This is a genomic window from uncultured Parolsenella sp., from assembly GCF_934660935.1.
Classification (GTDB): Bacteria; Actinomycetota; Coriobacteriia; order Coriobacteriales; family Atopobiaceae; genus Parolsenella.
Genome location: NZ_CAKUIH010000017.1, coordinates 1 through 26,302, shown reverse-complemented (window position 1 = coordinate 26,302; position 26,302 = coordinate 1). Strand labels below are relative to the sequence as shown.

General features: G+C 60.8%; 27 protein-coding genes and 1 pseudogene. 3 read left to right on the top strand and 25 right to left on the bottom strand.

Translation table 11 applies throughout. The annotated features are described in order from the left end of the window. Positions 1-16: 16 nt before the first annotated feature. Positions 17-898 carry a glucose-1-phosphate thymidylyltransferase RfbA gene (gene rfbA / locus Q0H23_RS07705; protein WP_293837198.1) on the bottom strand — a complete coding sequence of 294 codons (882 nt, stop codon included), beginning with the start codon at positions 896-898 and terminating at the stop codon, positions 17-19. Positions 899-1,002: 104 nt separating this feature from the next. On the opposite strand from rfbA, the gene gltX reads away from it, so the two are divergent. Then, positions 1,003-2,493, top strand: coding sequence for a glutamate--tRNA ligase (gene gltX, locus Q0H23_RS07700; protein WP_293837196.1), 1,491 nt, complete (start codon positions 1,003-1,005; stop codon positions 2,491-2,493). A 270-nt stretch (positions 2,494-2,763) separates the two neighbouring features. Here gltX and Q0H23_RS07695 read toward each other — a convergent pair whose 3' ends face one another. From Q0H23_RS07695 to yqeB, 18 genes are all read right to left on the bottom strand, one after another. After that, positions 2,764-4,080, bottom strand: a complete 1,317-nt coding sequence (locus Q0H23_RS07695) for a lysylphosphatidylglycerol synthase transmembrane domain-containing protein (protein WP_293837194.1) — start codon at positions 4,078-4,080, stop codon at positions 2,764-2,766. A 188-nt stretch (positions 4,081-4,268) separates the two neighbouring features. Further along, positions 4,269-4,964 (bottom strand): cytidylate kinase-like family protein, encoded by a 696-nt coding sequence (locus Q0H23_RS07690; protein ID WP_293837192.1) that lies wholly within the window; start codon positions 4,962-4,964, stop codon positions 4,269-4,271. A gap of 10 nt (positions 4,965-4,974) precedes the next feature. Then, positions 4,975-5,613, bottom strand: coding sequence for an amino acid ABC transporter permease (locus tag Q0H23_RS07685; protein WP_293837190.1), 639 nt, complete (start codon positions 5,611-5,613; stop codon positions 4,975-4,977). A 3-nt stretch (positions 5,614-5,616) separates the two neighbouring features. Next, entirely contained in the window at positions 5,617-6,363 is a 747-nt protein-coding gene (locus Q0H23_RS07680; protein ID WP_293837188.1) for an amino acid ABC transporter permease, read from the bottom strand. Positions 6,364-6,457: 94 nt separating this feature from the next. Next, positions 6,458-7,300: a transporter substrate-binding domain-containing protein gene (locus Q0H23_RS07675; protein ID WP_293837186.1), complete on the bottom strand. Its 843-nt coding sequence runs from the start codon at positions 7,298-7,300 to the stop codon at positions 6,458-6,460. 128 nt (positions 7,301-7,428) lie between these two features. Then, positions 7,429-8,151: an amino acid ABC transporter ATP-binding protein gene (locus tag Q0H23_RS07670; RefSeq protein WP_366509952.1), complete on the bottom strand. Its 723-nt coding sequence runs from the start codon at positions 8,149-8,151 to the stop codon at positions 7,429-7,431. Positions 8,152-8,422: 271 nt separating this feature from the next. Further along, positions 8,423-10,198 (bottom strand): AarF/UbiB family protein, encoded by a 1,776-nt coding sequence (locus tag Q0H23_RS07665; protein ID WP_293837182.1) that lies wholly within the window; start codon positions 10,196-10,198, stop codon positions 8,423-8,425. Positions 10,199-10,351: 153 nt separating this feature from the next. After that, positions 10,352-10,702: a hypothetical protein gene (locus Q0H23_RS07660; RefSeq protein WP_293814525.1), complete on the bottom strand. Its 351-nt coding sequence runs from the start codon at positions 10,700-10,702 to the stop codon at positions 10,352-10,354. A 148-nt stretch (positions 10,703-10,850) separates the two neighbouring features. Further along, entirely contained in the window at positions 10,851-12,047 is a 1,197-nt protein-coding gene (locus Q0H23_RS07655) for a molybdenum cofactor synthesis domain-containing protein (RefSeq protein WP_293837180.1), read from the bottom strand. Positions 12,048-12,069: 22 nt separating this feature from the next. Beyond that, positions 12,070-13,104 carry a molybdopterin-binding protein gene (locus Q0H23_RS07650; RefSeq protein ID WP_293837178.1) on the bottom strand — a complete coding sequence of 345 codons (1,035 nt, stop codon included), beginning with the start codon at positions 13,102-13,104 and terminating at the stop codon, positions 12,070-12,072. Further along, a complete protein-coding gene (locus tag Q0H23_RS07645) occupies positions 13,104-13,577 on the bottom strand; it encodes an MOSC domain-containing protein (RefSeq protein WP_293837176.1) in 474 nt (157 codons plus the stop codon). The genes Q0H23_RS07650 and Q0H23_RS07645 overlap by 1 nt, the downstream gene beginning before the upstream one ends. 1 nt (position 13,578) lies before the next feature. After that, positions 13,579-14,088 carry a cyclic pyranopterin monophosphate synthase MoaC gene (moaC, locus tag Q0H23_RS07640; RefSeq protein ID WP_293837174.1) on the bottom strand — a complete coding sequence of 170 codons (510 nt, stop codon included), beginning with the start codon at positions 14,086-14,088 and terminating at the stop codon, positions 13,579-13,581. A 1-nt stretch (position 14,089) separates the two neighbouring features. Then, a complete protein-coding gene (gene moaA / locus Q0H23_RS07635) occupies positions 14,090-15,040 on the bottom strand; it encodes a GTP 3',8-cyclase MoaA (RefSeq protein ID WP_293837172.1) in 951 nt (316 codons plus the stop codon). 5 nt (positions 15,041-15,045) lie between these two features. After that, positions 15,046-16,173, bottom strand: coding sequence for an ATP-binding cassette domain-containing protein (locus Q0H23_RS07630; RefSeq protein WP_293837170.1), 1,128 nt, complete (start codon positions 16,171-16,173; stop codon positions 15,046-15,048). Continuing rightward, the gene (modB, locus tag Q0H23_RS07625) at positions 16,170-16,844 is read right to left on the bottom strand and encodes a molybdate ABC transporter permease subunit (RefSeq protein ID WP_293837168.1); all 675 of its coding nucleotides are present in this window, start codon (positions 16,842-16,844) and stop codon (positions 16,170-16,172) included. Before modB ends, Q0H23_RS07630 begins: the two co-directional genes overlap by 4 nt. A gap of 20 nt (positions 16,845-16,864) precedes the next feature. Then, a complete protein-coding gene (modA, locus tag Q0H23_RS07620; protein ID WP_293837166.1) occupies positions 16,865-17,725 on the bottom strand; it encodes a molybdate ABC transporter substrate-binding protein in 861 nt (286 codons plus the stop codon). Positions 17,726-17,847: 122 nt separating this feature from the next. Then, a complete protein-coding gene (locus tag Q0H23_RS07615; protein ID WP_293837164.1) occupies positions 17,848-18,819 on the bottom strand; it encodes an XdhC/CoxI family protein in 972 nt (323 codons plus the stop codon). Positions 18,820-18,821: 2 nt separating this feature from the next. Beyond that, positions 18,822-19,616: a selenium-dependent molybdenum cofactor biosynthesis protein YqeB gene (yqeB, locus tag Q0H23_RS07610; RefSeq protein ID WP_293837162.1), complete on the bottom strand. Its 795-nt coding sequence runs from the start codon at positions 19,614-19,616 to the stop codon at positions 18,822-18,824. A gap of 112 nt (positions 19,617-19,728) precedes the next feature. On the opposite strand from yqeB, the gene yqeC reads away from it, so the two are divergent. After that, positions 19,729-20,472, top strand: coding sequence for a selenium cofactor biosynthesis protein YqeC (gene yqeC / locus Q0H23_RS07605; protein WP_293837160.1), 744 nt, complete (start codon positions 19,729-19,731; stop codon positions 20,470-20,472). Between the two features lie 102 nt (positions 20,473-20,574). On the opposite strand, the gene Q0H23_RS07600 is transcribed toward yqeC, so the two are convergent. From Q0H23_RS07600 to Q0H23_RS07575, 6 genes are read right to left on the bottom strand one after another with little or no spacing between them, the layout of a single operon-like run. Beyond that, on the bottom strand, positions 20,575-21,735 hold the full coding sequence (locus tag Q0H23_RS07600) for an aminotransferase class V-fold PLP-dependent enzyme (protein WP_293837158.1): 1,161 nt from the start codon (positions 21,733-21,735) through the stop codon (positions 20,575-20,577). A 38-nt stretch (positions 21,736-21,773) separates the two neighbouring features. Further along, entirely contained in the window at positions 21,774-22,001 is a 228-nt protein-coding gene (locus tag Q0H23_RS07595; protein WP_293814642.1) for a DUF3343 domain-containing protein, read from the bottom strand. 29 nt (positions 22,002-22,030) lie between these two features. Beyond that, the gene (gene yedF, locus Q0H23_RS07590) at positions 22,031-22,651 is read right to left on the bottom strand and encodes a sulfurtransferase-like selenium metabolism protein YedF (protein ID WP_293837156.1); all 621 of its coding nucleotides are present in this window, start codon (positions 22,649-22,651) and stop codon (positions 22,031-22,033) included. A 27-nt stretch (positions 22,652-22,678) separates the two neighbouring features. Next, complete coding sequence (gene selD / locus Q0H23_RS07585; protein WP_293837200.1) at positions 22,679-23,716, bottom strand: selenide, water dikinase SelD; 1,038 nt, start codon at positions 23,714-23,716, stop codon at positions 22,679-22,681. A gap of 57 nt (positions 23,717-23,773) precedes the next feature. Then, positions 23,774-24,541, bottom strand: coding sequence for an acyl-CoA dehydratase activase (locus Q0H23_RS07580; protein ID WP_293837154.1), 768 nt, complete (start codon positions 24,539-24,541; stop codon positions 23,774-23,776). Positions 24,542-24,550: 9 nt separating this feature from the next. Then, on the bottom strand, positions 24,551-25,714 hold the full coding sequence (locus Q0H23_RS07575; protein ID WP_293837151.1) for a double-cubane-cluster-containing anaerobic reductase: 1,164 nt from the start codon (positions 25,712-25,714) through the stop codon (positions 24,551-24,553). 357 nt (positions 25,715-26,071) lie between these two features. Between Q0H23_RS07575 and Q0H23_RS07570 the strand changes: the two are divergent. Further along, positions 26,072-26,302: pseudogene (locus Q0H23_RS07570) on the top strand (M20 family peptidase); the annotation flags it as partial.

Genomic DNA, 26,302 nt, shown 5'->3' with positions numbered 1-26,302 from the left:
GGGTTGAACCATCTACCTACTTAGCGCTCTCCGTGGAAAGCGCGATGCCCTCAAGATACTTGCCGTACTCGGTCTTGGCGATCTTTGAAGCCAGAGACAGCAGCTGGGCGCGGCCGATCCAACCCTTGCGGTACGCGATTTCCTCGATAGAGGCGATCTTCGTGCCCGTAGACTGCTGGACGACACGGATGAACTCGCCAGCATGGAAGAGCTCGTCAACGGTGCGGGGAGAGAACCAGGCAAAGCCCTCGGGCAGCGTGGTGGTGTAAAGCTGCTTGTGATCGAGGTACATCTGGTTGAGATCCGTGATCTCGAGCTCGCCGCGCGCGGAAGGCTTGAGCTTCTTGGCGTACTCGACGACCTTGTTATCGTAGACGTAAAGACCAGTGGCGACGTACTTGGTGCGCGCCTCTTCCGGCTTCTCCTCGATATAGGTGACCTTCTTGTCCTGGCCAAAGTCTATGACGGCAAAGCGCTCGGGGTCATTCACCCGATAGCCAAAGACCGTGGCACCCTTGTCTCGATCGAGCGCCTCGCGAAGGTTCAGGTCGAATCCCGAGCCATAGAAGATGCTATCCGCGAGAATGAGGGCGACGCGATCGTCGCCAATGAAGTCCTCGCCGATGAGGAATGCCTGAGCGATGCCATCGCGACTGACCTGGGCCTTGTAGCTGATATTCATACCGAGCTGCGAGCCATCGCCGAAGTGGGCCTGGTAGGAAGCCATATCCTGGGGGTTCACGATGAACAGGACATCGCGGATATCCGCCTTCATGAGCGTGGCCAGGGAGTAATAGACGAGCGGCTTGTCATAGATGGGCAGAAGGTGCTTGGAACCCGAGAACGTCATGGGATACAGGTGCGTTCCGAAGCCACCAGCAAGGACAATACCCTTCACAGTTATGCCTCCTTGAGTCGCATACATGTTCAGGGAGAGTATACCGCCAGGCCACGCGTTATACTGTCTGGCGTATGTGAACAAATAACGAGAGGACTATCTTCATGTCCGACAGCACCACGCCAGTACGCGTTCGCTTCGCCCCCTCGCCCACCGGCAAGCTCCATGTCGGCGGGGCGCGAACGGCCATTTTCAACTGGGCATTCGCACGCGCGAACAACGGCACCTTCATCCTTCGCATCGATGACACCGACCCGACGCGCTCGACTGACGAGAACACCCAGGTGATTCTCCGCGCCATGCGTTGGATGGGTCTCGATTGGGACGAGGGCCCCGAGGTAGGCGGAGATTTTGGCCCCTACGCTCAGACGGAGCGCCTAGAGATGTACAAGGCCGCCGCACAAAAGCTCTGGGACGAGGGCCGTGCCTACCCCTGCTTCTGCACCACCGAACAACTCGCCGAGGACAGGAAGGCCGCCCAGGAGCGCAAGGACCCCTTCCAAGGCTATCAGCGCCGCTGCCGCAACCTCGATCCGGCCGAGGCGAAGGCCCGCATCGAGGCTGGCGAGCCCTACGTCCTCCGAATCAAGGTCCCGGAGGACCGCGGCGACGTCGTCATCCACGATGCCGTCCACGGCGACGTGACGTTCGATGCCAAGGAGCTTGACGACTTCGTCATCTTCCGCTCCGACGGAACGCCTACCTACAACTTCGCCACCGTCGTCGACGACGCCGCCATGGGTATCACCCACGTCATCCGCGGCGATGACCACCTCTCCAACACCCCTCGCCAGGTCATGGTCTACGAAGCACTCGGGGCTCCCGTTCCCGTCTTCGCGCACATTTCCATGATCCTTGGCGCGGATGGCAAGAAGCTCTCCAAGCGCCACGGCGCCACGAGCGTCGAGGAGTTCCGCGATGCCGGCTACCTGCCGGACGCCTTCGTCAACTATCTCGCACTTCTCGGTTGGTCTCCGGACGGCGAAACGACCATCGTCCCGCGCGACGTGCTCGCAAGCACCTTCTCCCTCGACCGCGTCTCGAAGAACCCCGCCACGTTTGACCCGACGAAGCTCGACTGGATCAACGCCGAGTACCTCGCCGCAATGAGCGATGACGAGTTCGCCGAGAAGATTATGATTCCCGAGCTTCTCGAGGCCGGCCTCATCAAGGACGCCAACGATCGCACGCCCGAGTGGTTCGCCACCCTCGCCTCGGTCGTCCGCCCGCGCACCAAGCACCTCGGTGACGTCGCTGGCATCTGCTCCATGGTGTTTGACTCGGCTGAGACCCTCCCCTACGAGGAGAAGGCCGTCTCTAAGGGTCTCGCCAAGGAGGGAATGGCTGCTATCCTCGACGCCGCCATCAAGGCACTCGAGGGCGTCTCCCCCGATTCTTGGAACGCCGAGGCCGTCGACGCAGCGCTGGAGCAGCTCCCTGATCAGCTTGACGCCAAGAAGCGCATCGTCTTCCAGGCGATTCGAGCTGCCATCTGCGGCAATCTCGTGAGTCCTCCGCTGGGCGTCGTGATCGAGCTCGTCGGCAAGGCTGACGCCCTCGCCCGTCTCGAGCGTGCAAAGGGCATGGCACTCTAGCCCGGACGTTTAAACAGGGCGGAGCCGAAATTGCCATGTCTGGGCCCGCACTTGGTTCATCGTGTCACCAAGCCCCGTCGACGTAACTGCGCCGGCGGGGCCAATTTTATGCGCTGAGGGAATTCCGCGAAGCGTCTAGAGATAAGAAAGCTCCGAAGGAAGCCGCAAAAACAAGAAAGCCCCGAACCGCGAAAACGCGGCTCGGGGCATTGGCTACTCAATACCACTGCATGCAAAAGGGCCCGACCTAAGCCACGGCCCGCGAACTGCCTATTTGTTGGATCCAGACGTGCGAGATGAGCCCTTGACGACAAACTTGGTCGTCTTGCGTGGAGGATTAGACGGATTGTAGCTCACGGCACCGTGCGCCAAACGCACCTTCCTCTTCCCACCGCGACCAGACCAGCGCTGAACACGGTGATAGATGCTTTCCGTGCTCGTACTCTTAAGGCCCAGGAGCGGAAGCGCGGCGAATGTCGGGAAGAAGAACGTGACTACACGCCAGACAAGAAATCCGGCAGTCGCATATCCACCAAACATCGGGCCAAAGAACAGGGCGAATCCACCCTCGGCTCCCCCGGTGCCGCCAGGAAGAGGTACGGCAGTGGCAACAAGCTGAACCATCGAGCCCGCAGCGAGACAGGTAAGGAAGTCTGCCTCAAGACCAAAAGCATGAATGACGAACCAGGGAATCGTATAGAGAAAGCCAAGCTGGCACATGGTGATGACAAGCGTGATCACCATGTCGGGGATGTTAGCAGCCGAACGACGAAAAGCGGTGGAGAACTGATTCACCTGCACGTTGATCATGTCATTCCACTTGTTGTAGTTCTTGACCCACCCATGGCCATTGGCCCAGCGGAGCAGAGAAGAACCCGCGCGCCTGACAAAATTAGGGCACAGACAGACGATGAAGAGACCAATCAGCTCAAGTGCGTGACCCGCAAAAACAAGCAGGTTAAGAAGGACGATATCGCCGTAGGAGTCAAGGAAGAAGCCAAGCTTGGCCCAGAGCATGATGCCAGCGAAGAGGACGACACCGAGCTGGAACATGATGAAGCGCGTGAACTGCGTGGCGGAAGCCGCGCCAACGGAGAGGCCGGCCTTGGTGAGTTGATAAATCTGAGAGGGAAGTGCACCCATCTGCATTGGCGTGAGGTTGCCGAAGAAATTGCCGGAAGCCTCCACCGCCATGAGGTCGCGAAAGCCCACGGGAGAGTCATGGTCGAGATACACAGCAACGGCGTAGGCAAGGGAACCGAGCATAAAGTACATGCAAATGCAGCCAACGGCGCCAACGAGCCACGGAGCCTCTACGTTTTGGAAGGCCTCAACGAACGAGTCGATTTGTCCGGAGAAAAACAGGAAGGCGACGTAGGCAGCAAAAACGAGACCGATAAACTGGGCACCCTTAGCCGCCTGCTTCTTGTCAGGGTCCTGAGGCCGCTCCTCAGCCACCGATCCCTTGTGCATGGGAGCAGGAGCTCCGGCAAGCCTGGGCTTAGGGGCATGAGGCTTGTGCTTGGGAGCAACGTCCACATGGGTGGCTTGCTCCGCCTTGATGTTGTTTTCGGGATTCTGAGCCATGCGATTCCTGAGTCCGGATGGTGTCGCATACAGCGTGAGCGCCGTGCGGCCATTACTTGACTAGTGTACCCCACGCGGCAATTCTTCCCGACACCCACACCATAAGCACGAAAACAGCCGGCCGGGGTGTCGCCCTGGCCGGCTATCAACTTCTAGCTCTATGAAGGCAGACGGCGCGCGTCCCTTCCCTACTCCGCCACAGGCGTATCCTCGGAACCGGCGGAGGCGCTGCGCTCCGCGCGAGCGCGCTCAACAGCGGCAAGCTTCGTCCTGTAAGCTGCGGCAAGAATGTCGACGCAGCCCTGGCGACCAAAGCGTGCACGGTTAACGACGACGTCCTTGCCGGCATGAAGCGTCCACTTGCCAGCAGAATAGCGCTTGTAGAACATCTCGCGGGCGCGCTGCATGCGCTTAACCAGCTTGCGGGCCTTCTTCTCAGAGATGTCGCGCTTCGAGCGGACGATCTCGATACGAGCCTCAAGCGGGGCAGTTACGAGCGCGGTAATGAGGTTGGGATTATCGCGAAGGATGTAGTCAGACAGACGGCCTTCGATAATGCAGCTCTCGCTCGACCCGAGGTCACGAATAACGCCCTCCATCTGCTTGAAGAGCTTATCCGCAACGGATCGCGCGTCAACGCGATCGGGAAGGAAGGCGGCAACCTCGGCTGCAAGGCTCTCGTCATAGGCGGCGATCTGATCCGTCGTCACTCCGGCACGCATAGCGGCGCGTACGAGAACCTCGTTGTCATACAGAGGTATGCCAAGTTCGACTGACAGCATCTTGCCAATCTCGTGGCCCTCCGCACCAAAGTCGCGCGCAATGGCGATGACTACGGGATAGGTAGAGATATCAGGGCTTACCTCAGAGAAGTTCTCGGTCATGGTTGCTCCTTTAGGCCGCGACCTGGCGACGCTGGTAGGCACGAACGAACAGGGAGATGCCGAAGTTCAGGGCGAAGTACAGCAGGAACACAAAGCCGTAGACGAGGAGGACCTCATTAAGGCTCTGTGTCTTTGCCATAACTACCTTAGAGGTATACATGAACTCGGCGACGTTAATGCCGGCAAGATAGGAACTGTCCTTGATGACCGTCGTGCACTGGCTGAACAGAGCGGGGATGATCGTCTTGAACGTCTGAGGCAGGATGATGAGGCGCATGGTCGCGAAGAACCCAAAGCCCTGGCTCTGGGCAGCCTCGAACTGGCTCTGGGGAATGGAGTTGAGACCTCCGCGGACGATCTCTGCCATAACGGCCGAGGTAAAGACCGTAAACGCAAGAGTGGAAATGAAGACGTCGTTACCCTTGACCGTGAAGTAAATGAAGAGGATCCAGAGAAGGTTAGGCGTGCATCGGAAGAGCTCGATATAGGCGCTGACGAGAAGTGAGAACGGTTTGACACCGTATGCCTTCACAAGCGCAAGAACCGTGCCAAATATAAGCGAGAAGAAGATTGAGAGAGCAGAAATCTCGAGCGTCTTGACAAAGCCACCGAGCATGAACATGACGTTTGCTGAGCTAAATACCTCCATGACCTACGCCTCCTTCGCAGTCTCAGGCGTAACGCCAGGAATCACCTTTGCGCGCGGGCGCCTCTTGGAACGAGCCTCGAGCCACTGGACGAGAAGCGCCAGGGGGAAGCAGATGATGAAGTACAGAACGCAAGCCATGATGTAGCCCTGCAGATAGCCATACGTGGAGACAAAGCCATCCGCGTTGTACATCAGGTCGCCGCCAGCAATGAGGGCGAGCACGGAGCTGTTCTTAACGAGGTTGAGAGCCTGGTTGCACAGCGGAGGGAGGATCACCTTGAAGGTCTGGGGCAGAATGATGTACCCATAGGCCTGAATACGAGAGAAACCCTGCGACAGGGCCGCCTCCATCTGACCGCGAGGAACGCTCTCGATGCCCGTACGAATGACCTCGGAGATGTAGGCCGCGTGATACAGCCCGACGCCGATGGCTCCAAGCGCGAAGGCGGAGGTACGGACCGGGCTATCCGTATGAAGGATGACCTGCAGAATCTTGGGCCCCGCCATGTACATGAAGAAGACCTGGACCGGCAGAGGCGTGTTCTGGTAAAACTCGACGTAGACACGGCTGATAGCCCTAAGAACGTTAGAGCGCGTCGTGGAGAACACGCCGAGAATCGTGCCGAGAACGATCGAAAGCACCAGGCCAGCAAACACGACCTTGAGCGTAAGCCCGAATCCCGACCAGAGATCGCCCATGCTGGCGAGGGTCAGCTCCCATCGCTTCGCATCGAGGAGTCCGTCTAGCATCTCTATCCCTTCGTCAAAACATACATCGTGCCGCCCAGGCTAAAGTCCAGGCGGCACGGAAGCCCGACCCCATAAGGAGCCGGGCGAAGCAATCCTAGAGCAGGCCCCAAGCAGAGACTTCCTCGTCGATCCAGCCGTTGGAAGTGACCTCCTTGACGACCTCCTCGGTGACCTCAGAGAAGTCGCAGCCCTTCTTGGTGGCGATGCCGTAATCCTGGGCGCCGAACTCGATCTCGGGCTGCAGGAGCTCCTTGTCATCGGTCGTGTAGGTCTTCAGCGTGGAACGGTCCATCGCGAAGGCATCAATCTGGCCGGCGTCAAGGGCGGAGTTGATGGAGGGATAATCCGGGTACTCGTCGAAGACGGGCGTGGCGGCAATGTTATTGTCCTCGAGCATCTGAAGGACGAGATCCTTGGTGGTCGAGCCCTGGGAGACGCCGATGTGCTTGCCGTCGAGGTCGGCCATGGTAGACATGGACCCCTTCTTGATGAGGATGCCGACGTGGTCCGTGCGATAGGGATCGGTGAAGTCCCAATCCTCCTTGCGCTTGTCCGTAATGGTGTAGGTGGCGCAAATCAAGTCGAGGGTGTCGTTATCGATAAGCGGGCCGCGGGTCTTCGGGGTGACGTCGGTGAACTCGCAGAGGTCCTGATCCTTGGCCTCCTCATAAGAGACGTCAAAGACCTTGGCGGCAACCATATAGCACAGGTCAATCTCGAGGCCCTCGTACTTGCCAGTGGCGGTATCGAGCAAGCCATAACCCACGACGTCCTTCTTGACGCCGCACTTTAGCTTGCCGCGATCCTTGATGGTCTGAAGCTTGGAGTCGGACGAGCTGGAGGAGCTACCACCGCAGCCGACAAGGCCAAGACCGGCGACGGCAGCGGCGGAGGCACCGAGGGTTACGACGAACTGACGGCGAGAGATGTTCTTCATGGGATACCTCTTTCAGTTGCAGGTAGTCATCTACTTCAAAAGCGGCGCTACCACCGCTTGCCAGCCCGTTCACACGGGCAAATGCACTTGCAAAATGGTCTTCGGACGAAAGAAGACCAGACCCTGAGTCAGCGCAGGATCTTGGAAAGGAAGAGCTTCGTGCGCTCGTTCTGGGGGTTCTCGAAAAAGTGCTCGGGCGTGCCTTCCTCGATAATCCTTCCGTCCTCAACGAAGATGACGCGATCGGCAACCTCACGAGCAAAGCCCATCTCGTGAGTGACGCACATCATCGTGATGTTCTCCTGGGCGAGCTCAACCATGACGTTGAGGACCTCCTGGACCATCTCGGGGTCGAGCGCGCTCGTCGGCTCATCGAACAGGATGATCGGCTGCTTGGTGCAGAGGGCGCGCGCGATGGCGACGCGCTGCTGCTGGCCACCAGAGAGGTTCTGCGGGTACTCCCCCGCCTTCGACTCTAGGCCAACACGCCTGAGGGCAGCCATAGCGGCCTCGGTGGCCTCTTCCTTGCTCTTCTTCTGAAGCTTAATAGGCGCAAGCGTGAGGTTGCCGAGAACCGTCATGTTGGGATACAGGTTGAACTGCTGGAACACCATCGACGAGTACTTGCGCGCCATCTCAAGATGGTTCTTGCGCGTAAGCTCAGTACCATCAATCGTGATAGTGCCGGTGGTGGGCTCCTCAAGGTAATTCACGCAACGGATGAGCGTAGACTTGCCGGAGCCAGACGGCCCGATGATGACGAGCTTCTCGCCAGCCTTGACGGTAAGGTTAATATCCTTGAGGACGTGGACGTCTCCGAAATACTTATTGAGACCACGAATCTCAATCATGTTCTTGGCGTCAGCCATGGGATTCCTTTTCTCGGATTGTCTTGCCTGAAGACTTTACGGCACCGAATCGGGTTTAAGTCTCATTTATACCCGATTGTCATGAAGCCGAAACACGCCATTACGCAGGTGTTATCAAGCAGGAGCCAAATCTACACGCGTGTATGCGAAAAATCGTATCGACCACAACGCCCGACAAGCTAGTGGTGCCTCCTCCTACGGGGAGCCCGAATGTCGCTAGCGTCGCCTTCTCCCGTGGCGAGCCCGAATGACGCTAGCGGTGCTTCCTCCTGTGGCGAGCCCAAATATCACGGAAGACGAAGAACGCGATGACAAAGGCAATCAGATAACACACGAAGGCGAAGCCGGGAACGTCAAAGACCATGAATCTTGCGCCGCCAGGCTCTGTGCTCATGACGATCGCACTGGCGGCAATGAGGAAACCAACGCACAGTACGCCAAGGGTTAGACGGTCCGCGATATGGGAGAGGTCGTCGATGGGGTCCTCAGAACCGACGAAATCCATGTTGATCTTGAGTTGCCCTCGCGTGAGCATGCTCATGGCAAGCTCCGCCTGAGCCGCGGCGCCCAGAAGACCCTTGGTCGCGGCCTTGCTACGTATGGCGAGCTCCCCCACATCGCGCTTGATCTTTGCCGAGCGATCCGTATGAACACGGATATGCTGGGAGATGATGTCAATCATGTTGACGCCAGGCAGAAACTCGTCAAGAACGCCTTCAAGTGTCACGAGGCCGCGTGCCATGCTCGTGATCTGACCCGGCAGTTCGATGCCATTCCTCCGCGAGAGCGCAATGATGCGTCCAAGGAAATTGCCAAGATCGAGCTCGGATAGGTTAACGGTGCCAAACTCGTCGACGACCTCGTCGAGGTCAGCGAGGAGCTCGCCATGATCCACGTCCTCGGGGCTCGTAGAAGAGAGCCTGAGCAGGGCGCTCTTGAGCTTTGGCGTGTCCCGCTCCGCCACCGAGAAGATCATGTCGCGCATGATGCGTCGAAGGCTTAGGGACAGGCGGCCCGTAATGCCGAGGTCGAGAAAGACTATCTGCCCACCAAGGACCTCGATGTTGCCCGGATGCGGATCGGCGTGGAAAAAGCCGTCATCGAGGAGCTGGGAGGCATAGTTGTCCACAAGCTTGGTGCCAATCTCGGTGAGGTCATAGCCGGCCTCGATGAGCTTGGCGGGAGTCGAGATGGTGATGCCGTCGATGTACTCCATCACGACAATGTGCTTCGTGCAAAGGTCCATATAGGGCTTAGGGCAAGTCACGAACTTGCAATCCTCGTTGTTACGCCTGAACTCCTCGAGGTTACGCGCCTCGACGAGGAAGTCCGTCTCCTCCCGGAAGGTGTCCCACAGCTCTTCGACGACGCTCGTGAGGTCGAGGAACTGCTCGCCCTTGAAGAAGGGCATCAGGTGACGTACGAGAGAGCGCATGATGTCGATATCCTGCGCCATGACCTCCTGAACATGGGGACGCTGCACCTTGATCGCAACGTCTTCGCCCGAGGAGAGGCGCGCGCGATGGACCTGCGCCACCGAGGCGGAGCCCAAGGGTCGCTCGCCAATAGCATCAAATATCTCGCCGAGATCCCCACCGTACTCGCTTTCGAGCACGGCGAGAACGGTCTCGTACGGCATTGGCTCGACGTCGCTCCTGAGGCGCGTAAGTTCCTCGCAGAACTGCTCCGGGAGGATCTCCGAGCGCATGGACAGGATCTGCCCCGCCTTAACGAAGGTGGGACCAAGTTCCTCGAGCATCCGGCGGAACTTGACGGGCGTGATACCACCGAGAACATCGTACTTGCGGACAATCGCAAATATCTGAAGCAGACGCGCATGCCGACGCTTCCGCGAGACCCCATAGCGGCTCGCATCATTTCTGCGAGCACCTCGAAGAAGGCCAATCGTCACGGAATCAGAGTCGTCGTCGAGCTCGCCCTCGACGCCGGCGAGCGCGGCCTCCCACATTGCGTCCTCAGCCTCGGCCGGAGTCGCATCGGGGCGCAGCGCGTCATCTGGGCTCCTCATCTCGTCGGGAGAGCCTGAATCGCGAGCGCAGTCAAAAGAAGCCGGACTTTGCGTCATCGAGGGCGAAGCTGAGCCACAAGAAACCGCTCCCGGACCGGAAGCGTCAGGGGCGGCGGCTCTCTCGTTCTTTTCGAGGTCTTCGTTCAAGCCTCGCTACTCCTTTGTGGCGTCTTCGACAGAGTCCGCCTCAACGGGAACCTTGGTTGCCGCAGAGGCCTTGGCGTCAAGGTCGCTCGCAAGTTCCTTGGCGCGGTCGATGAAAGCCGCGCGCTCCTCAGGGGTCATCGTGGACAGGCGGGCGCGAAGAACGGAATCCTGGGCGCCATCCACGGTCTCCTTAGCCTTCTGGGTGAGCTCTCGGTTGAGGTCCTTGCCCTGCTCGACCGTAAGCTCGCCCTTCTTGACGAGCGAATCCACGAGTTCCGTGGTCTTCTCGGCGCCAAGGGCGACGGCACCCACGCCAGCAAGAAACGCCTTGCGAATGCCCTCTGTGATGTCAGCCATGATTGCCCCTCTCCCGCACTCGTGTGCGCGTTGTCGTTAGCTTGCTTGTACCCAAGCGAGGCCAGACGGTATCGGTCGCATCCGCAAACGGAGGCGAATGGCATCACGGCAGAGGGCGGATAGCGACCGCCGCGCCATCCCAAGCTGGCTACTCGCCCAAAAGATAGCGGCCCATCTGAGAGACGCTCGTAGCGATAGCCGTAGCACCGGCGTTTTCCAGCTCTCCCGCGGGAGCGGTATCGCCAAGGTAAACGCCGATAGAGTCGACGCCCGTCGCGACGGCGCCCTCGATGTCATAGTGCCTGTCTCCGAGCATAACGGCATCCTCGGGCTCAGCGTCGAGGCGGCATAGGGCCTCAGCGATAAGACCGGCCTTTCCGGGATCCTTGACCCCCGTCTGGGTGACGACCTCCTCGAAGAGGTCCTCGATGCCAGTCTGCTGAAGGGCCATGCGGACGAAGCGCTCCATCTTCGAAGACACGATGGCGAGTCTCTTGCCTCGGGTCTTGAGCTCCGTGAGCAACTCGCGAACACCGTCGAACAACGGATTTCTCTCGGGACCGAGGCCCGCGTAAATCTCGCGATAGCGGCGAGTGACCTCGGCGGCGTCATCCTCCGAGAGGCCATAGACGAGCGAATAGGCAAGCGGAAAAGGAGGGCCCACGAGTCTCCCGGCGTCGCCGATCTCCTCATCGGTCAGGCCCCATTCGCGAAGCACCTGAGTTGCCGTCCTCACGATGCAGGGCTTCGTGTCCGCAAGGGTGCCATCAAAATCAAAAAGCACGACAGGCTTCTCGGCCAGACCGCGAACGGCCGATGCGAGGCGTTCGGCTGCGCAGTCAAGAGGGCCCTCCGCACGGAGAACCTTAAGACCGTGCCTGACGGGCTCGATCACGGCGGCGAGGTTCTCCACGGATGCCTTGGGAGAGCCGGGAACGTTGACAACGAGCGTGCGACCCAAAGTTCCGGCCGTAGCGCGAGAGAGCCAGGCGAAGGGCGTAATCTTGGCGGAAGCGGCGCGCATGGCCTCGCCGATGCCAGGCACAAGGCGGTCACAGACGTCAGCCGTAACGTCAGGCGTTACGTCCCGGGGAGAAAGGCCCGTACCGCCCGCCGTGACAACGAGAGCGACGTCCAAAGTGGCGGCCTCGCGAATCGCACGCTCGATACTCGCGCGCTCGTCTGGGACGACGCCGGTCGAGACGACCTCGAAACCGGACTCAGAAAGAAGGGCCGCCACGGCAGGACCCGCCTCATCCTTATAGACACCAGCACTCGCGCGATCGCTCACGGTGATGACGGTTGCGGTATAAGACGAGACGACGTCCTTGTCATGGCAGCTCATGCGCACTCCTACTAGCCAAAGCCTACTTGCCGAAGGGACAGATTGGGTAGTGGCACTCCTCGCAGCCGAGACAGAGTCCGCCCTCTGCATAGGCGACGATATCCGCGCGCGTCAGGCGTACGCCCGCCGCGACGCGAGGCATGATGAGGTCGAGAATCGTGGCTCGCGCGAACATCACGCAGCCAGGAAGACCAAGCACGGGGGTGCCATCGACATAGTATCCCACGAAGACCATGGCGCCCGGAAGGACGGGCGCGCCGTAGGTCACCATCTCGGCACCGCTCTCCTGGATGGCACCAGGGGTGTTGTCGTCCGGGTCGACGCTCATGCCACCGGTGCAGACAACGAGGTCAACACCCGCCTCGCGCACGCGCCTGATCGCGGCGACGATATCCTCGACATCGTCGCCGGGCATCTCGTGGGCAACGCACTCCATGCCGTACTCGGCGAGCTTGCTCTTGACGACGGGAGTGAACGAATCCTCGATAAGCCCCGCGGCGACCTCGCTGCCCGTGGTGACGATGCCAACGCGACGGAGCTTGTAAGGCAGAACCTCACAGACGGGCCCCTCGCCAGCGCAAGCGTCAGCCACGCGGCGGGCCTCCTCAAGCTTTGACTCCTCGATCACAAGCGGAATGACGCGCATTCCCGCGAGCTTATCGCCAGCATGAACCGCCGTGTTACCGGCGCGCGTGGCTACCATGACCTGCGTCACCGAGTTAACGGCGGCAAGCGCCTCGCTCCGTACGCGAAAGCACCCGTCGTGGGCAGCACGCAACTCGATCTTGCCCTCGCGGATCTCGGGCGAGCGAACGCAACCGTCACCCTCCATGATCTCGCAGAGGCGAATGGCGGCGTCATCCTCGTGAAGCATGCCCGGCTCGAGCTCGAGCACATAAACGCTGCGCTTGCCCATCGAGAGCAACACGTCGACGTCCTCCGGAGCCACGACGTGGCCCTTACGGAAACGAGCCCCCTTGAATTTGCCGGGAATGATCTGGGTCATGTCGTGGCAGAGCACGTGTCCCACTGCCTGCTGAACGGGAAGTTCCCTCATTAGCGACTCACCTCCATGACGTGCACCTCGTCGCCGGGGCGAACCTCTCCCCCTCGAATGACAACGGTAAAGATGCCCTCGCTCGGCATGGCGCACTTTCCCACCAGGCGCTTAATCTCGCAGTCGTTATGGCATTTCTTGCCGATTTGCGTCACGGCGAGGAGCGCCTCCCCGACGGAAATGACCGTACCCACGGGAAGCGACTTGAGGTCGAGACCGCGCGTAAGGATGTTCTCCGCGAAGTCGCCCGCCCTGAGATTGGGCAGAACCTGGCGCAGGTCATCAACGGCCTCACCCGGCAGCAGGCTCACCTGGCGGTGCCAGGCTCCAGAATGCGCATCACCGACGACGCCGGTGCCCATCTCTAGCTCAATGGAAGCAACAGACTGCTTGCGAACGCCCTTCTCGGCGCTCGTGCAGACGGCAATGACCTCGCCCGCAAGGGCTCCGGGCGAAACGACGAACTCTCCCACGCTACTCTCCCCTCACAAAATGGCCGCTACGGCCCCCAGTCTTCTCCATAAGGCGAACAGCCGTGATCTCCATATCACGCTGATGCGACTTGCACATGTCATAGATGGTCAGCGCGGCCACGGATGCTGCAGTGAGCGCCTCCATCTCCACACCGGTCTCCCCCTTGCAGCGAGCCGTGGCCTCAATCGCGATCCCGTCATCCTCTAGCGCGAAGTTGATATCCACGCCGGAAAGCGGAATCTGGTGGCACATCGGAATAATCTCCCACGTGCGCTTTGCGGCCATAATGCCGGCTACCTGGGCGACAGCGAGGACATCGCCCTTGCGTGTGCCACCGGTCCGCACAAGCTCGAGCGTGCTCGGAGCCATGAGCACCTTCGCGGCGGCGCGCGCGACTCGAACCGTCACAGGCTTGCCGCCAACGTCGACCATGCGGGCACGGCCTTGCTCGTTTACGTGCGTGAACTCGGCATCGCGAATGCTTGCCGATGTGGTCTGGGAATCCTCCACCCTAGCCCCCTATCTCGAACATGTCCCTCGGGGTCTCGCTCGAGCGAAGCCCCGGGACGAGGTTGTGATGAGCCGGCTTGGCCTCGATGCCACGGGCGATGGCGCGCTCGAGCTCCGAGCCATGCAAGCCGCGAAGAGGCACTTCGGTGGCGGAGTGAAGGCAGGGTTTGAGCCTGCCGTCCGCCGTGACGCGGACACGGTCGCATCCCGAGCAGAATCTGTGGCTCACGGCGCGAATGAGCCCGACACGCCCGAGAAACCCCGGTGCGGAGTAGAGCTCCGCCACGCCACCCTCGCCAACGCGTTCGAGCTCGGGCACCGCTTCGAGGACGACGTCGCCGGAAACGAAACGCTCCTTCGGCCAGCAGGCACATTCTCCCATGGGCATGAGCTCGATAAAGCGAACCTCAACGGGCTCCCTTCGTGCAATGTCAACGAAGTCCGCCGCCTCATCGTCGTTCACTCCGCCCATGAGCACACAGTTTATCTTTGGCGGCGGAAAACCGGCCAGCTTGGCAGCGCGTATTCCGTCCAGAGCGTCCGAGAGCTCGCCGACGCGTGAAATCTCTTGGTAGCGATCGGGACGAAGCGTGTCGAGCGAGATGTTAAGGCGAGTTAGCCCGGCGGCGCGAAGGTCTTTCGCGAGAGGCGCGAGCAAGGTTCCGTTCGTCGTCATATCGACCTCGTCGATGCCCCCTATGCCGGAGAGCATAGCGACAAGGTCCACGATTCCTCGCCTCACCAGCGGCTCGCCGCCCGTAACGCGAACCTTGCGGACGCCAAGCTTCGACGCGGCTCGGACGATCTCCGCCATTTCCTCGAACGAGAGGACCTCTCCATGAGTGTGACGGGCGACGCCCCCGCGGGGCATGCAGTAGATGCATCGACAATTGCACTTGTCCGTGACGGACAGCCTCATGTAGCTGATGGTTCTTCCAAAGGTGTCTTGCACGTTCCCTACGCCTCCAAGCACATGACGTCAGACGGGGCAACCTCAAGCGTAACGCGTGAGGGGTTCTCAAGCGAAGCCCACGCCGCCTTCTCGAGCTCGACGCGAAGCATCCCGCCACCGGGACTTGAGCACATAACGATGGTCGAGAAGACGTTGTCGATAACGCGCGCCACCTCGCAGGGGATGAGGTTGACGGTCTTGTCGAGCTCGCCGCGATTTGGCACGGCCTCACTCCCAAACCCCGTGGGCGCGTCACCAAGGGTATCCACGGCTCGACCATCAGCCTCGACAACCCTTAGGAAGTGCGCGCGGAGGCCAACGTGGTCGCAGCCCTCGACCGGACGCGCGCAATCAAGGGTCACGCCCCAATCCGTGCAGACAAGGGAAGTCTCTCCCACCGGCAGCGCCGCACTCACGTTCTTGCAACCACTGATGAGGGCCTCCGCCAGAGTCGCGGGGGTATCGAACAACTCGCGGGTGGGCACCGTACGGCCGCTCTTGCCATGGTCGAGCACGCAAACGCGCTGGCTCATGCGATACACCTCGTCGCGACTGTGCGTGACAAACACCACGCCTCCGGGAAACGCGCGAAGCGTGTCTCCGAGCTCGAGCTCGAGCTGCCAACGCAAGTAACCGTCAAGCGCGCTGAAGGGCTCGTCGAGAAGGAGGAGCTCCGGATCGTTCGCCATGATGCGCGCGAGGGCGCAACGCTGCTGCTGGCCACCAGACAGCTCGGCCGGACGCAAGCCCTCGAGGCCCTCCAGGCGGAAGGCTCGGATCTGCTCCAAAGCCCTCTCGCGACGCTCGTTGCGAGATCCTCCTCGCACACCTGCCATGACATTGTCGAGAACCGTCATCGTCGGGAACAGCGCGTAGTTCTGAAAGAGATAGCCCACGCGCCTATCTTGCACCGGCACGTCAACGCGCGCCTCCGAGTCAAACAGCACGCGATCGTTCAAAACGATACGACCCTTGTCAGGGCGCTCGATGCCGGCGATGCACTTGAGGGTCATGCTCTTACCACAGCCGGACGCACCGAGAATCGCAAGCGTCTCGCTCGGGTCATCCGCGTTGAAGGACACGTCGAGGACGAAGTCGCCGAGGCGTTTTGTGATGCCAACGAAAAGGCTCATGCCCGCCTCCCCTGCGTACGGGCCCTACCCTCAAGCCAGTTCATGGCAAGAAGGACGACGGCCGATATGGCGACGTTGACGAGAACCCATCGAAACGCGAGCGCGTCATCGCCCGTGCGCCACAGCTGATAGACGGTCGTGGAGACCGTTGCGGTCTGGCCAGGTGTATATCCCGCGACCATGGCCGTGGCCCCGTACTCCCCGAGGGCGCGCGCGAACGCGAGAACCGCCCCCGCAAGAATGCCCTGGGCGCAACCGGGAACCTGGACCCGCCAGAACGCCCACACGCGGCTCTTGCCAAGAGTGAGAGCGGCGTGCGTCAAGGTCTTGTCATAGGCCTCGAAGGCACCGCGAGCCGTTCGATACATAAGGGGAAAGGCGACGACAACGCACGCGAAGATCGCGCTGTACCACGTCATGGTGAGACGAATCCCAAAGGCTTCGAGCATCCAGGCGCCGATGGGACGTCTGGGTCCGAGAACGAGCAGGAGCAGGTACCCAACAACGGTCGGCGGCAAGACGAGTGGGAGCGTGAGCACCACATCGAGCAGGGCCCTTACCGTTCTGGGAAGCTTCGCAATCGCGCACGCCGCACCGAGCCCCAGGAAGAACACGGCAACCGTCGAGACGGCGGCGATGCGCAGCGAGTTTATGAGCGGGTACCAATCCATGGCTCAGATCCTATCGACAATTACGCGGACAGCGGCTTGAAGCCGACCTCCTCGAAGCAAGCGGAGGCCTCGGAGCCCTTGAGGAACTCGAGATAGGACTTGGCGGCGTCCTCGCGCTTCGTGCCCTTGACGACGGCGATCGGATAGACGACCTCGCCGCACATATCCTTGGTGGCGCAATCGACGACCGCAAGACCTGCTGACACCGCATCGGTGCGGTAAATGACACCACAATCGACAGCTGCCTCGGACACCTGGATCGTGACCTCCTTGACGTTGGTGCCATAGGTGATCACGCCAGAGGCCACGAGTTCGTCCTCGTTGAGGTTGAAATACTTCAGGATTTTCTGGGTGTACTGCCCAACGGGAACATCGGAGTTACCCATGGCGAGTTTGACGTCACCAGCCGTGAGGCGGTCAGCGAGGTCCTCGAAGTTCTGGATGCCCTTGGGATTGCCTTCGGGGACAACGAGCGTGACCTCGTTCTGAAGGATGTTGAAGCGCGTATCGGACTCGATAAGGTCAAGGCCCTCGGTATTGATCTCGGGGTCTGCGGTGGCATCGAGCTGGTTCATCTGCTTTTGTCCGGCGGAGATGAAAACGTCGCACTCGGCACCTTCTTGAATCTGGGTCTTCAGGGTGCCGGAGGAATCGAAATTGAAGCTAACCTCGGTGCCGGTGTCCTTCGAGAAGGACTCAGTCGCCTTGGTGAGGCTCTCGGTCATGCTTGCTGCGGCAAAGACGACGAGCTTCTCGTCAGACGCGGCGGAAGTCGCTGCGGCGGAGCCAGAGGCGCCACATCCGGCGAGCCCGAGGCCAGCGACGGCGGCGGCACCCGCCCCGATGGAAGCGATTGCCTGCTTGCGGGTGATCGATTTCATGGAGGTCCTTCCTTTCAATCCGACGTTCCACGGGAAATCTACGCGATTCGTTGTTTCGAGAAATACACAACGGTCGCCATGTTTATGCACGACGCTGCAACCGTCGTGCAATGAGACCCTTCTTACAGGTAGCTGGGGCAGCCCGTCGCCCGAGAAGTACGATGACCCGAACGAACTTCAATCATCTTTGCGGCAATTGAAACCGCAATCTCCGCGGGAGTCACAGCACCAATAGACAGGCCTATGGGAAGATCGACAGCGGCGATCTCATCCGCAGAGACGCCACGAGAGGTGAGCACGCCTTCGAGGACGCGCCTCTTGTTCCTGCTACCCATGCAGCCGAGATAAAGCGGATGAGCCTCGACGACTTGCGCGACGACGTCTTCGTCAGCCGCGTGCCCGTGAGTCATGACAACGACGTAATCGCGATCGCCAATCGTGACGCTCGCGGAAATATCCTTGAAATCGCCGAGGATGACGCTCGAGGCGGCCGGGAAGTTCTCGGCGCAAGCCACCTCCGGACGGTCGTCAATGACTACGACGTCGAAATCGATCGCGGCGAGTGCCGGCACGAGCGCCCTGCCGACGTGACCCCCGCCAAAGATGACGCACCGAGGAGCGCACACCACGGGCTCAAGATAGAGGTCACCCTCCATTCGCGGGGTCGAATCAGCCCCTGCGGACCCCCCAACGGCAGCGACGGGGACGGAGGCGGACCAATCGACGGCAAGCTCGACGGGTGCCCCCGCGTCGGCGGACGCGATAGTGACCTCGAGCGCCGGAATGTCGCAAGACGATAGACGGCGAATGCCGATGAGCTGAGAGCCCCCGCAGGCGATATCAACCACACCTCGCTTGAAGTTCATTCGCAGGGCGGGCTTGCCAGAGAGCACGTCGTGGCAGAGCCTCTGGCTCTCGAGCTCGGGAGAGCCGCCGCCGACCGTCCCCAGAAAGGAACCGTCCTCGAGAAGCACCATCCGGGCGCCGGCAGCGCGGGCGGCCGACCCCGCAGTGGAGAGCACGACGGCCTCGGCAACGGACCTTCCGGCCTCAAGCTCCGCGAGTTCGCGGCGAAGAAGAGAGATGCCTTCCATCCCTAGCCCTCCAACCTCGAGGTAAGCATGCAAATCGCTTCGAGCACGCCTCCACCAACGGCACGGGCCTTGTCAGACGAGGAGAAGCAGTGCGAGCGCTCGCAACGCGGATCGATGTCGCCGGACTTCATGCCCGCCGTCACCTCAACGCCCTCCTGGAGAAGGCCACGCAGGACACCGTTGATGGTGCAAGTCATGGGAACGCCGGACACGGTCGCGGCAACCTGGCCGGCGCGCACGACGTCGCCAATCTGGAGGACCGGCTCAAAGACGCCGTCTGCGGGGGCGCGCAGCACGCGGTCCGCAGAATGACCAGCAATAACGCCGGGGATACCGGTGTTGGGAGCGGCTGGGCCATCCCAGATGACCTGGCCGAGGAAATGCCCTCGATTGGTCTCGACGACCGCATCGCAGTCCCTGCCCGCATAAAAGCCCGGGCCAACGCCAATGACGTACGGAGCCATGGACCGTTTCGTGCCGAGGTTCTTCTTGGCGAGGATGGCATCGACAACAACCTGCGGCTTCAGCTCCGGAATGCTCTCGCCCTCGGGGTCGACGAGGACCGCGACGTCGCCACCGACGACGATCGAACGAGCCTCCGCGCAGGAGCTGGCAAGACGAGCGCAAACGCCCTCAACCTCACACGAGCCAAGGCGAATGGCCTCTGAAAAGCAGACGGTACGGCGGATGGACGTGGGGACCGCAATGTCGCACATGACGACCTTGCACCCGGCGCGCCTCAGGCGAAGTGCGATGCCGGTAGCGATATCCCCCGCTCCCCGAATCTCAACGAGCATGTAACTCACCGTTCCCCAAAGACAGCCACAATGGTGGGTAGTTTCCCGCTATGGCAAAGCGTAGTCATCATACGACAACAACGGTATACCAAACTATAAGTTAGGGTTGCTAATGGATTGTTATCGTGGCATCAAAAGTACTGCGAACGTGCCGGATCGACAGACGAACGGCACGATTTGGTCCGTCATCGGCGGAGGTGGCAAGACGACGCTGCTACGCTCTCTTGCGGATGAGCTCGTCGCCGAGGGAAAGACCGTAATCCTCGCTACGACGACCCACTTCCTGCCCTTCAGCGGCATTGATACCGTTGTGTCCGCCGACGAGTTTGAGGTCGCGCGACAGGTCAAAACCCAGCGAGTCATCTGCGTTGGTACGCCCGCTCACGAGGCGCGAAATGCAGGCAAACTGGCGCCCTCGCGGATCGCACCGCAAAACCTCGCAAGTCTCGCAGACTTCGTACTCGTCGAAGCAGATGGCTCGAGGCACATGCCCGTCAAAGCACACAGCGATCACGAACCCGTCATTCCGGGTGGCAGCGACCTGACGATCATGGTCATTGGCGCAAGTGCCTTTGGCAGGCCCGTGGCACAAAGCGTTCATAGGGCAGAGATCTTCTGTGAGAACTCGAGTTGCGAGCAGGATGACGCGGTTACGCCAGAGCTTCTCGCCCGGCATCTAGCCACGGAGGCCAGGAGGGGTGTCATAGACCCGAACCTGATCATAGTCAACCAGGCAGAAAGCCCAGAGACGATTGAAGCTGCGCACGCCTTTAACGAGGAGCTCATCGCCATGGGCATGAAGGTGCCCATGCTCGCAGGCAGCATCCGCAGACACGATCTCGCAGAGATCCAGTAGCTAGAAGATGGCATCAGCCCACGGTGGTAAATCGCCCGCCCGTTAGCCCAAACGCTAGCGAGCGGGCGATATCTTGACACCGTTAAACCACGCGGAACGTAGTTAGCCCTGCGCGATCTCCCGAACGGCCTCGATTGCCATATCTATCTCCTCCTGGGTAGTGAACCAACTCGTGGAGAAGCGAACCACGCCCTGCTCGCGCGTGCCGAGCGCCTCATGCATAAGAGGCGCGCAGTGGGCGCCCGGGCGCGTCGCAATGCCCCAGCCCTGCATAAGCATGTCCGACACGTCGGCGGACGAGATGTCTCCGACGTTAAGGGACAGGACACCCGCGCGGAGAGGAGACTCGTCAGACGAGAAAGTCCCCCAATCGCCGTAGACGGCCACGCCTTCGATATCACTCACGCCCTCGTAGAGACGTCGCGCCATGGCTACCTCGTGCTCGCCCATCGCCTTGACACCTCCGTTGGCATCAAGGAACTCGAGGCCCGCCGTGAGACCAGCTAGGCCATGTCCGTTGAGGGTACCCGCCTCGAGGCGAGTGGGCCAGTCCTCAGGTTGCATTGGGTCAAAGCTATGCACGCCGGTGCCGCCCACATTCCAAGGGCGAACGTCGACGCCTTCGGCCACAGCAAGACCTCCCGTTCCCTGAGGGCCCATCAGCGCTTTGTGACCGGTGAAGCAGACAACATCCAACCCCTGCCCGACCATGTCGATAGGGATGATACCCGCGCTTTGCGAGGCGTCCACGACACAAACGGCCCCGGCGGCGTGCGCGATACGAGAGACGCGCGCGACATTCACGGCATTGCCGGTGACGTTTGAGGCTCCGGTCACGATGACGGCTCGCGTCCCCGAAACGACAAGGCGCTCAAGCTCCTCCATGTCCAGGCGGCCGAACTCATCACAACCCACATGCTCAACGAGGACACCGCGCTCGGCAGCGAGCCTATTCAGCGGACGAAGAACCGAGTTATGCTCAAGCACCGTGGTCACCACGCGGTCACCCTCGCCTACCAGGCCATTGATGGCGCAGTTGAGGGCCGCCGTCGAGTTGGGAGCAAAGGCAACATGATCGGCTCTCGGGCAGCCAAGAAGCCTCGCCACGCGCTCTCGGCACTCATGAATAGTGCGAGCGGCACCCATGGCACTTGAGCTCGCCCCACGCCCAGCGTTGCCGAGCGTACCCATGGCAGTTGCCACGGCGTCGATGACCTCTTGCGGCTTTCGCATCGTCGTAGCAGCGTTATCGAGATAAATCATGGCGTCGTCCTCCAAAGGCCAAGCCCCGGTCCAGGCAATTACTCCCTCACGAATTCAAGCAGCTCAACCGTGAAGAACCCCTCAACGGGAACGCCCGCCCCAGAGAGGGCGGGCTCGAGAAGGGCACGATCCTCTGGTGTCGCCTTCCAAGCAAGCCCGCAGCCAGCGGAGACCTGGCCGGGAACGGGAATCATCCGCCCGGGCAGGCCCCGAGACTGGCAAAGCTCCTCGCAACTCATGGCAGCCGCCGTCGTGGGAAACGCCACGACGAGAGCGGGCCTCGGAACGCGCGGCACTAGGGCCTCACGACCACGGATGCGCCAGTGAGCTTCTCGGTAATCACGTACATGTTGGTGACCTCGCCAACGGCGAGCTTGTCGGTGATGCCATAGAAGTCGAGGCAGGTGCCGCAGGTAAGAATCTCAACGCCGGCATCGGCGAGATTCTTGAGGTCCTCGAGCGAATCCGAGCCCTCGCAGGAGAGATGGGCACCGCCGTTGTAGAGCAGGATGGTCTTGGGCAGACGCGGCAGCTGCGTCAGAGAGAAGATGAAGCCCTTGAGCAACTTCTTGCCCAGGACGTCATCACCCGTGCCCATGGCGTCGCTCGCGATCTGGACGACCACGTTGTCCGTGGGAGCAGCGCAGGTAACGGCCTCGGGCTCGCCGGCGGCCACCTCAACGGCACCGTTGGCCGTGGTAACGACATGCCATTCCTTGTCGCCAGTCTGCTCAACGCTGCTGGCGCAGCCCTTGGAGGTAGCCATACGAGAGAGGTTCTCAACGGCGATCTTGTTGTCGACGATGGTCTCGACCACGCCAGCCCCGCCGAGCGCGCCGAGCGCCTTCAGCGTCTTGACGACAGGGATGGGGCAGGCGTCTCCGCGAGCATCGATGACGAGCTTGTTCTCAGACATATTTGGGCTTCCTTTCTCGAAGCGAATCTACATCGTAACGTGGACGGAACGTTCTCCGCGAGCAACCGCACGACCTATCACCGCAGCTGGCTGCCCCAGTTCCCTCAGCCGGGCAACATATCCATCAGCCTCTTCTTCGGGCATGGCGACGAGGAGGCCGCCCGAGGTCTGGGGGTCAAACAAGACGTCCGCGAGGTCAAGCGGAACGCCAGGCCCCACCTCGACGCGTGGGTCGAAGAAATCGCGGTTGCGGTAGGCGCCGGCGGGAATGAGGCCCATGGCCGCCATTTCCCGCGCCCGCGCAAGCAACGGCACACGAGCGGCCCATATCTCGAGCGTGACGCCGCTCGCCTCCGCCATCTCGCAGCCATGACCCATGAGCGAGAAGCCCGTGACATCGGTCGCCGCATGCGCGGAGAGGCCACCAAGGGCCTCCGCGGCGTATTTGTTGAGCGTGATCATGGAGTCGGTCGCGACGCGGACGCCATCCTCGTCGAGAATCCCGCCCTTGTAGGCGGTTGTGAGGACACCGGTGCCGAGTGCCTTCGTCAACACGAGCGCGTCTCCCTCGCGAGCGCCAGCATTCGCAAGAAGGTGGTCGAGGTCCACGAAACCGGTAACGGCAAGGCCGAACTTAGGCTCGTGGTCATTGATGGAGTGGCCCCCGGCAACGATCACGCCCGCCTCACGGCACTTGTCGGCACCTCCTGCAAGAATCTGCCCCGCCACCTCAAGGCCAAGGCAATTGGGGAAGCAAAGGAGATTAAGCGCAAGTGTGGGCTTGCCGCCCATGGCCCATACGTCAGAAAGAGCGTTTGCAGCTGCCACCTGGCCAAAGAGATACGGGTCATCGACCATCGGGGGGAAGAAATCTGTCGTCCCCACGAGGCCCCTACCATCGCCCAGGTCATAGACGTAAGCGTCGTCAGAAGAGTCGAAGCCGACGAGCAACTTGTCACTTGCGACGCGGGGCAAATCCGCGAGAACCTGCGAAAGGTACCCTGGCGCGAGCTTCGCAGCGCAACCAGCGGCCTCTACGAGCTCGGTAAGCTTGACTCCCGTCATGTCCATGATGTCTCCAACCCAGTTGTCAGGCTTACGCCTGAATCGAATACGCCTTATCTACCCAACAAGGGCAAGTGCTCGCTCGGCAGCACCAAGCGCGCCCGCGAATCTTGCCTGCGGGCATGTCGTGACCAGCGCCCCAAGCCTTTCGCCAAGCTGGGTAACGAAATAGTCGTTCTCGCAAAGACCTCCGGTGAGGAAGTACGGAGCACCCGAACCTTGCCCGGCGAGTGCCGCGACTCGCCCCAACACGCTGTCCATGACGCCATTCGCAATGTTTGCTCGAGGCTCCCCTCGGCCAATCATGCTGATTACCTCGGACTCCGCGAAGACGGTGCACATGCTCGAAATCTTCGTCGGCTCACCCTCGGCAGCCAGGCGCGAGAGCACTTCTTGCGAGACGCCAAGTCTGTCCGCCATGATTTCGAGGAAGCGCCCCGTACCAGCGGCGCACTTATCGTTCATCGCGAACTTGGCAACGCGACCGGCGCGAAGCGTGATCACCTTGGTGTCCTGGCCACCGACATCGATAACGGTACCTTCGGGCCCGAAGAGCCTCACGGCACCCACGCCATGACAGGTGATCTCCGTAACGACCTTGTCAGCATACGGAACGGCTATGCGCCCGTATCCGGTCGCAACCAGGCGCGCCTCGGAATCAGAGGGATCAAATCCAGCCGCGCGAAGCTCCTCGAGGGCACGGTCCGAGGCGTCCACACTCGAAAAGCCCGTGAGCATCTGCCTTGTAAAGAGGGTGTCCCCACCGCCATCGATGACGGCAAGCTTCGTTGCCGTGGACCCAATGTCTATTCCGATCCCAAGCATGCCCCGCCCCTAGAGAGTCTCGATGAACGCGGCGATGCGCGTGTCGATCTGTCCCTGGTCGCCCTTGGAGAAGTCCGTCTCGATCTTCATGTAAGGGATACCAGCGCCCTCGACGGCCGCCTGCATGCGGGCACTCTCGACGTTGAACGTATGGCATGCGGAGAGCACGTTCTCGATGACTCCATCGACGTGGTATTTCTCGCACATCGCCAGCGTGTTCTCCATGCGGCCCTCATTGGGGGTCATGACGGAACAGTTGATCTGGAGATAGCGGTCAGAGATGGCGCGCAGGATGTCAGGCGCGTCGACATCCACCATCATGCGAGCCGTACGCTCGCCAGAGCAATCGTCCATGCAGACGACGACCCCGCCGTTCACCTCGATAGTGCGACCGATCTTGTTGATGACGCCACCCACGGGACAGCCCGTGAGGAGAATGCGTTTCGCGTCCGCTGGGATCGGACGCTCGCCGGCCTCGTAAGCAGCGCGACGAGCAGCAGTCACAGTCTCGAGCTTCTCGATATAGGCGTCGACATCGAAGTTAAACGTACCCGCGAACATCGTGCTCATGAGCTCTACGCCGCTCATGACGGGAGGCTCGCATGCTTGGAGGCCATACATCGCGAGCTTTGCGGCGCGGAGACGGTTACGCCTTGCCGCGGCGCCCCTCAGGTCATCATCCGTAATCGTGATACCGTAGAGATCCTCGAGACGCTCCTTTAAAAGGCGGCACTCCTTGCACCAGGCCTCGCGCTCGTAGCTGCGGTCTCGTCCTTGCGGAAGGTGGAGGACGTACGTCTCCTTAAGGTCATTCAGAAGCTCGTACATCTTCTTCTTGCCGTCGCATGTGGTCTCGGCAATGATGATGTCGCTGAAATGCGTGAACGGGCACTTCTGGGAGTACGCGAAGCCGAACGTCGACTTGACAAGAGGGCAGAGGTTGGCGGGAAGGACCTTCTCCGCCTCGGGAATCACCTCGTCAGACGTGCCACAGAGGGAAACGCCCGCAGCTCCCGCGGCGTCCACGATCTCGAGCGGCGTATAGCTGCAAAGGTATCCGACAAGGCGATTACCGGCCTGTTTGAAGTCCTTAAGGCGAATGAAGCTTGTCTTGCGCTGCTCGTTGAACTCCTCGAACGTCCGCGGCAACGACTGGTCAAACGTATCCTTCATGGGCGCTTAGCCTCCCTCACCAACAGATGGCATCGAAATCGCGCCATAAGCGCAACGACAGAGATCACATATCCGGCAGCCGCCGCGAGTCAATGCTTAATGACACATGGTTTGGTTACCGAACAGAATGTTAGCGGACGTTATATACGCTTAGGGATAGCGGTCCGTGAACGGCATATCTGCGAGCAACCGTTGTTGCGCAAACGAACAACGCGACCGCTTACCAAAAGGCATGCTCAACGATTTGACGACGCCGAACAGAGCTTTCCTCGCCGGCACAGACCAAAAATGCGCACCCACATAACCCAAAACGCAGGTTAGGCCTACCATGGCATCAGGCGTAGCTTAGGAGGAACCATGAACTCAAACGAAGATGCTGCTTGGAAACTCGCGCGCGAACTCGTGCAGATCGACAGTTCCGATCCGGGGGCCTATGAAGGCGAGATAGAGCGTTACGTCAGAGCCTGGCTGCGTCAGAGAATCGAAAACCTCCCCGAATCGCTCGCATCACGGGTTTCAATCGATGAGCTCGAGGTCCTCCCGGGCCGCACGGAACTCATGGTGACCATCCCAGGCACTACCGATGAG

Excerpts from the sequence above, each read along its gene's own strand:
- Q0H23_RS07665 (WP_293837182.1), bottom strand. The coding sequence starts at position 10,198 with ATGAGGAGCCCAGATGACGCGCTGCGCCCCGATGCGACTCCGGCCGAG.
- selD (WP_293837200.1), bottom strand. The coding sequence starts at position 23,716 with ATGACGGGAGTCAAGCTTACCGAGCTCGTAGAGGCCGCTGGTTGCGCT.
- Q0H23_RS07660 (WP_293814525.1), bottom strand. The coding sequence starts at position 10,702 with ATGGCTGACATCACAGAGGGCATTCGCAAGGCGTTTCTTGCTGGCGTG.
- Q0H23_RS07670 (WP_366509952.1), bottom strand. The coding sequence starts at position 8,151 with ATGATTGAGATTCGTGGTCTCAATAAGTATTTCGGAGACGTCCACGTC.
- gltX (WP_293837196.1), top strand. The coding sequence starts at position 1,003 with ATGTCCGACAGCACCACGCCAGTACGCGTTCGCTTCGCCCCCTCGCCC.
- Q0H23_RS07690 (WP_293837192.1), bottom strand. The coding sequence starts at position 4,964 with ATGACCGAGAACTTCTCTGAGGTAAGCCCTGATATCTCTACCTATCCC.
- Q0H23_RS07600 (WP_293837158.1), bottom strand. The coding sequence starts at position 21,735 with ATGATTTATCTCGATAACGCTGCTACGACGATGCGAAAGCCGCAAGAG.
- yqeB (WP_293837162.1), bottom strand. The coding sequence starts at position 19,616 with ATGCTCGTTGAGATTCGGGGAGCGGGGGATATCGCTACCGGCATCGCA.
- modB (WP_293837168.1), bottom strand. The coding sequence starts at position 16,844 with ATGGATTGGTACCCGCTCATAAACTCGCTGCGCATCGCCGCCGTCTCG.
- Q0H23_RS07655 (WP_293837180.1), bottom strand. The coding sequence starts at position 12,047 with ATGAGCTGCCATGACAAGGACGTCGTCTCGTCTTATACCGCAACCGTC.
- modA (WP_293837166.1), bottom strand. The coding sequence starts at position 17,725 with ATGAAATCGATCACCCGCAAGCAGGCAATCGCTTCCATCGGGGCGGGT.
- Q0H23_RS07580 (WP_293837154.1), bottom strand. The coding sequence starts at position 24,541 with ATGCTTGGGATCGGAATAGACATTGGGTCCACGGCAACGAAGCTTGCC.
- Q0H23_RS07685 (WP_293837190.1), bottom strand. The coding sequence starts at position 5,613 with ATGGAGGTATTTAGCTCAGCAAACGTCATGTTCATGCTCGGTGGCTTT.
- Q0H23_RS07615 (WP_293837164.1), bottom strand. The coding sequence starts at position 18,819 with ATGGAAGGCATCTCTCTTCTTCGCCGCGAACTCGCGGAGCTTGAGGCC.
- Q0H23_RS07680 (WP_293837188.1), bottom strand. The coding sequence starts at position 6,363 with ATGCTAGACGGACTCCTCGATGCGAAGCGATGGGAGCTGACCCTCGCC.
- Q0H23_RS07630 (WP_293837170.1), bottom strand. The coding sequence starts at position 16,173 with ATGAGCCTTTTCGTTGGCATCACAAAACGCCTCGGCGACTTCGTCCTC.
- Q0H23_RS07695 (WP_293837194.1), bottom strand. The coding sequence starts at position 4,080 with ATGGCTCAGAATCCCGAAAACAACATCAAGGCGGAGCAAGCCACCCAT.
- yedF (WP_293837156.1), bottom strand. The coding sequence starts at position 22,651 with ATGTCTGAGAACAAGCTCGTCATCGATGCTCGCGGAGACGCCTGCCCC.
- Q0H23_RS07650 (WP_293837178.1), bottom strand. The coding sequence starts at position 13,104 with ATGAGGGAACTTCCCGTTCAGCAGGCAGTGGGACACGTGCTCTGCCAC.
- Q0H23_RS07575 (WP_293837151.1), bottom strand. The coding sequence starts at position 25,714 with ATGAAGGATACGTTTGACCAGTCGTTGCCGCGGACGTTCGAGGAGTTC.
- Q0H23_RS07675 (WP_293837186.1), bottom strand. The coding sequence starts at position 7,300 with ATGAAGAACATCTCTCGCCGTCAGTTCGTCGTAACCCTCGGTGCCTCC.
- yqeC (WP_293837160.1), top strand. The coding sequence starts at position 19,729 with ATGGATTGTTATCGTGGCATCAAAAGTACTGCGAACGTGCCGGATCGA.